Origin of the sequence: Vibrio sp. 2CM40D (assembly GCF_023161825.1) — a bacterium.
Taxonomy (GTDB): Bacteria; Pseudomonadota; Gammaproteobacteria; order Enterobacterales; family Vibrionaceae; genus Vibrio; species Vibrio alginolyticus.
The window spans coordinates 534,195-542,451 of the sequence record NZ_JALNTL010000005.1; the positions used below are offsets into that span (position 1 = coordinate 534,195).

At 45.1% G+C, this 8,257-nt stretch carries 5 protein-coding genes and 1 rRNA gene; 4 read left to right on the forward strand and 2 right to left on the reverse strand.

The annotated features are described in order from the left end of the window. Window positions 1-249: 249 nt before the first annotated feature. Window positions 250-1,731 (reverse strand): lytic transglycosylase F, encoded by a 1,482-nt coding sequence (locus tag MTF70_RS14795; protein WP_309473959.1) that lies wholly within the window; start codon window positions 1,729-1,731, stop codon window positions 250-252. A 148-nt stretch (window positions 1,732-1,879) separates the two neighbouring features. Next, window positions 1,880-2,608 carry an outer membrane protein assembly factor BamD gene (gene bamD, locus MTF70_RS14800; RefSeq protein WP_005381876.1) on the reverse strand — a complete coding sequence of 243 codons (729 nt, stop codon included), beginning with the start codon at window positions 2,606-2,608 and terminating at the stop codon, window positions 1,880-1,882. Window positions 2,609-2,744: 136 nt separating this feature from the next. On the opposite strand from bamD, the gene rluD reads away from it, so the two are divergent. The 4 genes from rluD to MTF70_RS14820 form a co-directional block, all read left to right on the forward strand. Then, complete coding sequence (rluD, locus tag MTF70_RS14805; RefSeq protein ID WP_005381875.1) at window positions 2,745-3,722, forward strand: 23S rRNA pseudouridine(1911/1915/1917) synthase RluD; 978 nt, start codon at window positions 2,745-2,747, stop codon at window positions 3,720-3,722. A 1-nt stretch (window position 3,723) separates the two neighbouring features. Continuing rightward, entirely contained in the window at window positions 3,724-4,452 is a 729-nt protein-coding gene (gene pgeF / locus MTF70_RS14810) for a peptidoglycan editing factor PgeF (RefSeq protein WP_054574292.1), read from the forward strand. Between the two features lie 144 nt (window positions 4,453-4,596). Next, the gene (gene clpB, locus MTF70_RS14815; protein ID WP_005381873.1) at window positions 4,597-7,170 is read left to right on the forward strand and encodes an ATP-dependent chaperone ClpB; all 2,574 of its coding nucleotides are present in this window, start codon (window positions 4,597-4,599) and stop codon (window positions 7,168-7,170) included. Window positions 7,171-7,692: 522 nt separating this feature from the next. Then, window positions 7,693-8,257 (forward strand): 16S ribosomal RNA (locus MTF70_RS14820); the annotation flags it as partial.

Sequence of the window (8,257 nt, forward strand, 5' to 3'; positions counted from 1 at the left end):
ATCATTATTTTGCTCGGGTTTTTTATGATGAAAAATGAATGTGATCTCACTCAAGAACTTCTGAGATTTATCGTGAAATTGCTTGTTATCGGTTAGTAAATCCGTAGATTGGATAGAGTACTCAGCTGAAAACGGCCTCGTTTTTAGGGAAGTTTTACGGCCTAATATTTGAGGTGGTTAAAATTTAACTACACGTAAGGTGTGATGACGATCAGTGAGTCTTTCCAATGAATCCATTTAAAAAGCCGCTTACTGTACAAGCGGCTTTTTACTGTCTGGCATTTGGCTGACTTTTCGTAGCGGTATCATGAAAATGGGGTCTTTTGGGGCTAGTGAAACCCTTTCTAGACTTTTGACTTGGTCCAAACTTTCTAGTTGTTTGTATATTATGTAGTAGCGATTAATGCTTGTGACGTACCCAACCGTTGAGCTTAAACTTTTCCGCATAACGACTTCCACGTTATTAAACCAAACATTAGGATCGTAACCTTGTTGGGCTGCACGCTTACGAATACGCTCTACATTGCCGGGGCCCGCATTGTAAGCCGCCAATGTAAAGTAGAGTTTATTTTGTGCAGTAATATCAGGATCACTGAAGTACTGCTTACGCAAAAAAGCTAAGTATTTCACTCCAGCATGAATGTTGTTTTCTAATTGTCGAACATTTTTGATATTGATATTCGGATCTTGAGCGGTGCTGGGTAGGACTTGCATTATGCCAACGGCACCTCGGCTTCCAACTAGGTCGTTATTAAATCCTGATTCCTTGTAAGCGATTGCAGCGATCAGTAAATAGTCGATATCGTATTTCTCACCATAGCGTGAAAATAGCGCTGCGAGTTTTTCTAGTTGAGCAATTTTCTTAGGGTTAAGAGCTCTGTTCAACCATCCCGTGTTATCGATGTATTTACCGTAAATAACGTTACCGAGTAGTGTCCCAGAGCGAGACTTCTGGATGAACTTATTCACGACGGCTTTTAATTTGGGACTATTTTCTCGCATTGCCCAAGCAATTTTGCCATTTTTGCGGATAGGGATTTTTTTGTGCACCCGAATATCATCCATCACTTTCAGCCAAAGCTTGGCTTTATGGCTATCGAGAACAATGGCTTTGACGTAACCATTGTTGAGCATTCCGACCAGCTCATAATCTTGAAGTGTTTCTTCAATAAAGTGCACGATAACAGGCGGTAAGCCTTTTTTGTTTAGTTTCTTATTTAGTGTCTGAATGCTTTCAAAGTAGCTAGAGCTGGCGCGCACCCAAATCTCTTTGCCGCTCAGTTGTTCGATTTTCGTCATCGTTGGTGTGCTTTTGTTTGTCACTACCCACTCTTGAATGTCAGTGAGAATGGGTGAACTGAACTCCACTTTCTGTTTGCGCGTGTCGGTAATAGTCAGGTTGGCGACAACTAAGTCACCTGAACCGTTTTCTAAGGCTGGCAGTAGCTGGTCGCGGGCAACAGGAATAATTTGTACGTTAAGCTTTGGTTTGAGTTTACGAAGGTCTTTTTCGAAATGCGCCAGCAATTCCGCGCCTATGCCTTTTGGTGTGCCGCCCTCAATGTAGTAAAAGCCTAAATCAGCAGAAACTAAGACGCGCAGTACATTCTTCTCCTTGATGACATCGAGGTCCCCAGTATAAGGAGGCTGTTTGAGCGGCGAGATTTGCAGTGCGCAAACGGAAGCAGACAATAGGAGCAGCATAACTGCGCAAAGCTTAGATATCGTCACGTTCACATCCTTTTTATAAAGGGGAGAGGAGAACTTTAAGCATATGTGGAGCTAGGAAGATCATCAAGAAAGGGCTGAATACACTATTGAGAGTAATAAAAAACCGCCACGGTAAAAACGGTGGCGGTTCAGTTTAAAGCAAGTTCAATTACTTCACAGGGTTGAGCTCGATAAGCTTTTCAGTTCTTGCTACGGCGTCTTCCAAACCAAGTTGCTTGTAGGCCTCTAGCTGGATAGTCAGTGACTTACGTGCAGCTTCTGTGTCTGGATACGCTTTTTGTAGCTCTTGGCTGCGATTAATAGCAGCGACCCAAGCTTCACGGCGAAGGTAGAAGTCAGCAGTCGCTAAATCATAGTTCGCTAGACGGTTTTTCAGCGCGACCATACGTTTTTGTGAATCTTCTGCATATGGGCTATTCGGGTAACGTTGAAGTAGTTTTTTGAAGTCATCAAACGCTTTTTTTACCGGTTCAGGATCGCGATCGCTTCGATCTACGCTGAATAAATCATGCATAAAGTTACGATCTTGCGCCATGTGGCTTAGACCTCGCATGTACAGCACCCAATCCATCTTTTCATGGGTTGGGTTTAAACGCATAAAGCGAGAAATGGTTGCCAAGCCCAAAGCAAGGTCGTCGTTTTTGTAGTACGCATAGATTAGGTCAAGCTGCACCTGTTCAGAGTAGGCACCGAATGGGTAACGTGAGTCTAATGCTTCCAGTTTCTCAATTGCAGAAAGCCAATTACCACTTTGAAGAGAAATCTGTGCGTCTGCATACAGTTCCGAAGGCGGCACATCAGGAACGATTTCTTCTTTGCTTGCACATCCAAACAGAAGGGATACCGCTAAAAGGCCTGTTAAAGTCTGACGTTTCATATCAGGAGTCTGTTCCTTGAATCTAAATATTTCTTAAGCTGCCGTTACTTTCTTTCCAGTAACAGATACAATGACGTAATAGTCTATTTTTTCACAGTCGTGAGCATTAGTCTCACAGTTTTTAAAAAAGTTCGATATGGCTCAGCAGATTGTATTAACAAATACCGTAAAAGATAGCCAGTTAGGTCAACGTTTAGACCAAGCTATCGCCGAATTATTCGCGGACTTCTCTCGCTCGCGCCTAAAAGAGTGGCTGCTTGATGGGAAAGTTCAAGTTGATGGTGAAGTTGTCACTAAACCTCGTACCAAAGTAATGGGTGGCGAGGAAATTACATTGCAAGCCGAGTTAGAAGATGAAGAACGCTGGGAAGCGCAAGATATCCCGCTAGATATCGTCTATGAAGATGAAGATATTATCGTTATCAACAAACCTCGTGACTTTGTGGTTCATCCGGGCGCTGGTACGCCTGATGGCACTGTGCTTAATGCGTTGTTGCATCATTACCCTGATATTGCAGAAGTACCTCGTGCAGGTATCGTGCACCGTTTGGATAAAGACACAACGGGTTTGATGGTGGTGGCGAAAACCGTTCCTGCACAAACTCGTCTGGTTCGCGCACTGCAAAAACGTAATATTACTCGTGAGTACGAAGCGATCGCTATTGGTCGTATGACTGCGGGCGGTAAAGTGGATCAACCTATTGGTCGTCACTCTACTAAGCGCACGCTTATGGCGGTGGCACCAATGGGCAAACCAGCAGTAACGCACTACCGTGTTGCTGAACGCTTCCGCGAACACACGCGTATTCGTTTGCGTCTAGAAACGGGTCGTACGCACCAGATTCGTGTGCACATGTCTTATCTTCAGCATCCGCTGCTCGGTGATATTGCATATGGTGGACGTGCTCGCATCCCGACAGGTGCGTCTGAAGAGCTAACGGCAATGATCCGGGGCTTCGATCGCCAAGCATTGCACGCAGTAATGCTGCGCTTTGAGCACCCAATTACGGGCGAAGTTCTTGAGTTTCATGCTCCAGTGCCTGATGACATGGTTGTGATGACTGAAGCGCTTCGTCAAGATACAGAAGAGCACGGCTTACCGGAAGAATTCTAATATGAAGACGATCATTCCGAATTGGCCAGCTCCTAAAAATGTCAAAGCTTTCGCCTCAACACGCATAGGCGGATTTTCGACAGGCCCTTACCAAGGGCTAAATTTAGGTACTCACGTTGGGGATGATTTGTCTTTAGTAGAGAAGAACCGAGCTTGGTTGGCGCAACAGGCAAGCATGCCAAATGCGCCAATCTGGTTAAACCAAACGCATTCAACCGTTGTGGCTCAAGCAAATGAACCAACAACACAGGTGCTTGATGCGGATGGTGTATTTACTTCTTCAAGCCATGTTATTTGTTCAGCGATGACCGCCGATTGTTTACCTGTATTATTGACTAATACACAAGGTACGCAAGTAGCCGCTGTTCACGCAGGTTGGCGCGGCTTAGCAAATGGCATTGTCGAAAATGCGTTAGCGTTGTTTTCTGGTGAAGTGATAGCGTGGCTTGGCCCCGCCATTGGCCCCCAAGCCTTCGAAGTGGGTGAAGATGTTCTGCAAGCTTTTGTTGATTTTGATTCACAGGCGAATCAAGCATTTGCTCCACGCGATATCGACGGTAAATGGTTTGCTGACATGCCGGTGCTGGCAACGCAACGTCTAAACCGGGCTGGTGTGACACAAGTGTTTGATTCTGGACTTTGTACTTACCAAGATAAAGCCTCTTTTTACTCTTATCGCCGTGATGGTAAGACTGGTCGACAAGCAACCTTTATTTGGATCGAAGACTAGCTATAAGCACCAAAGTGCTAAGATGCATACTACTATTTTTGCAAAGCTATCTTTATTCATTCACTCCCTTGAAATTCCCCTCCTGAGTATCCATCTTTCTAACTGTCAAAAGAATTTCCTTTAGTTGAGGTTAGGAAGGTAGATATGCGTCTTGATCGATTCACAAGTAAGTTTCAAATCGCTATCTCTGATGCTCAATCACTAGCGTTAGGGCGCGATCATCAATATATCGAGCCAGTTCACCTCATGGTGGCTTTGCTTGATCAAAATGGCAGTCCAATTCGTCCATTGCTTACTATGCTGGATGTGGACGTAACGCATTTACGCTCTAAATTGAGTGAAATGTTAGATCGATTACCAAAAGTCAGTGGCATCGGTGGGGATGTTCAGCTCTCTAGCTCGATGGGCACATTGTTTAACCTGTGTGACAAAGTGGCGCAAAAGCGTCAAGACTCCTATATCTCGTCTGAAGTCTTCCTGCTTGCCGCTTTAGAAGATCGCGGACCATTGGGGCAATTGCTCAAAGAGATCGGCTTAACAGAGCAAAAAGTCAGCCAGGCAATCGAAAAGATCAGAGGTGGTCAAAAGGTCAATGATCCGAATGCAGAAGAGCTTCGTCAAGCATTGGAAAAGTTCACCATAGACCTTACCGAACGTGCAGAGCAAGGTAAATTGGATCCGGTTATCGGCCGTGATGATGAAATCCGTCGTACTATCCAGGTATTGCAGCGTCGTACTAAAAACAACCCTGTGATTATCGGTGAACCAGGCGTAGGTAAGACAGCAATTGTTGAAGGCTTAGCGCAGCGCATAGTTAACAATGAAGTACCTGAAGGTCTGCGTGGTCGCCGTGTGCTATCACTGGATATGGGCGCACTGGTTGCTGGCGCGAAATACCGTGGGGAATTTGAAGAGCGTTTAAAATCAGTATTAAATGAACTTGCTAAAGAAGAAGGCAACGTTATCCTCTTCATTGATGAACTACACACTATGGTCGGCGCTGGTAAAGGTGAAGGCTCAATGGATGCGGGCAACATGCTAAAACCGGCATTAGCTCGTGGTGAGCTGCACTGTGTTGGCGCAACAACATTGGATGAATATCGTCAGTACATCGAAAAAGATGCAGCATTAGAACGTCGTTTCCAAAAAGTGCTGGTGGATGAGCCGACCGTTGAGGATACCGTGGCGATTTTACGTGGCTTGAAGGAGCGTTATGAGCTTCATCATCACGTCGAAATTACTGACCCAGCGATTGTTGCTGCGGCGAGCTTGTCACATCGCTATGTCTCCGACCGTCAGTTGCCGGATAAAGCGATCGACTTAATCGACGAAGCGGCTTCAAGCATTCGTTTACAAATTGACTCTAAGCCAGAGTCCTTGGATAAGCTTGAGCGTAAAATTATCCAACTCAAAATTGAGCAACAAGCACTAAGTAACGAGCACGATGAAGCGAGTGAAAAGCGTTTGAAAGCGCTTAATGAAGAACTCAATGAAAAAGAGCGAGAGTATGCTGAGCTAGAAGAGGTTTGGAATACAGAAAAAGCAGCTCTTTCTGGCACTCAACATATTAAGTCTGAGCTTGAACAAGCTCGTATGGACATGGAGTTTGCTCGCCGTGCTGGCGATCTAAACCGTATGTCGGAGCTTCAATATGGTCGTATTCCTGAACTTGAGAAGCAGTTAGATCTTGCAACCCAAGCTGAAATGCAGGAAATGACGCTATTGCGTAATAAAGTAACCGACAACGAGATTGCAGAAGTACTTTCTAAGCAAACCGGCATTCCGGTATCCAAGATGCTAGAAGCGGAAAAAGAGAAACTACTTCGTATGGAAGACGTGCTGCATAATCGTGTGGTAGGGCAAAGCGAAGCGGTCTCTGTTGTATCGAATGCCATTCGTCGTAGTCGAGCTGGGCTTTCTGATCCAAACCGACCAATTGGCTCCTTCTTATTCTTAGGTCCAACTGGTGTGGGTAAAACAGAGCTTTGTAAGACACTTGCGAGCTTTATGTTCGACAGCGAAGATGCGATGGTCCGTATCGATATGTCTGAGTTCATGGAGAAACACTCAGTGGCAAGATTGGTGGGTGCGCCTCCAGGCTATGTCGGATATGAAGAGGGTGGTTACTTAACGGAAGCGGTTCGTCGCAAGCCGTATTCGGTAATTTTGTTAGACGAAGTAGAGAAAGCGCATCCGGATGTATTTAACATTCTGCTGCAAGTTCTCGATGATGGGCGTTTAACGGATGGTCAAGGTCGTACTGTTGACTTCCGTAATACGGTTGTGATCATGACATCTAACTTGGGTTCATCTCGTATCCAAGAGAATTTCGCAACATTAGACTATCAAGGTATCAAGAGTGAAGTGATGGATGTGGTTAGCAAACACTTCCGCCCAGAGTTCTTGAACCGTGTTGACGAAATCGTGGTGTTCCATCCACTTGGTCAAGAACACATTAAGTCCATTGCTTCTATTCAATTGGAACGTTTGGCGAAACGACTAGAGGAGAAAGGCTATCAACTAGAAGTTTCCGACAAAGCGCTCGATTTGATCGCTCAAGTTGGTTTCGATCCTGTGTATGGTGCGCGTCCTTTAAAACGTGCAATTCAGCAGAATGTCGAGAATCCGTTAGCCAAATCAATTCTGTCTGGTGAAATCGTTCCAGACAAGACAGTGCAGCTAATTGTTACTAATGACCAAATTTGTGCTCATCAATAATTGTATGGATACAGTAAAATTGAGATAAAAATCACACTAAAGGGGCCGTTTGGCCCCTTTTCTATAGTTTTTTAGAGTCTTTTGTCTGTTTTCTATACGAATAAACTAAAAAGGTGAGTTTTTTTAAAAAATGCACTTGTGTTCTTTAATGAACTCCCTATAATGCGCCTCCGTTGTCACGGGAAAGCAAGTGAAGCGGAACCTAAACAACTACGGTTAGTGAGTTAAAATTAACTCGCAGATAAATAACTTAAAAAAGTGTTTGACACGATAAGTTATCTAGCTAAAATAGCCGTCCACTTTGAAGAGAACTTCGAAGTGTGCTCTTTAAAAATATAGACCTATCAATCTGTGTGGGCACTCGTTGATGATAATCCAATTAGAAGCTTAGGCTTCAAATTAGGTTTCAATGATACGAAGTGACCATTGAATCGAAAGATTCAGCACAGTCAATTCAAACATTACTTCTGCTATTTATTAGCGAAAGGAATGTTCAGTATTCATTGAGCCGAACAAAATCTTAAATTGAAGAGTTTGATCATGGCTCAGATTGAACGCTGGCGGCAGGCCTAACACATGCAAGTCGAGCGGAAACGAGTTATCAGAACCTTCGGGGAACGATAACGGCGTCGAGCGGCGGACGGGTGAGTAATGCCTAGGAAATTGCCCTGATGTGGGGGATAACCATTGGAAACGATGGCTAATACCGCATGATGCCTACGGGCCAAAGAGGGGGACCTTCGGGCCTCTCGCGTCAGGATATGCCTAGGTGGGATTAGCTAGTTGGTGAGGTAAGGGCTCACCAAGGCGACGATCCCTAGCTGGTCTGAGAGGATGATCAGCCACACTGGAACTGAGACACGGTCCAGACTCCTACGGGAGGCAGCAGTGGGGAATATTGCACAATGGGCGCAAGCCTGATGCAGCCATGCCGCGTGTGTGAAGAAGGCCTTCGGGTTGTAAAGCACTTTCAGTCGTGAGGAAGGCGGTGTAGTTAATAGCTGCATCGTTTGACGTTAGCGACAGAAGAAGCACCGGCTAACTCCGTGCCAGCAGCCGCGGTAATACGGAGGGTGCGAGCGTTAAT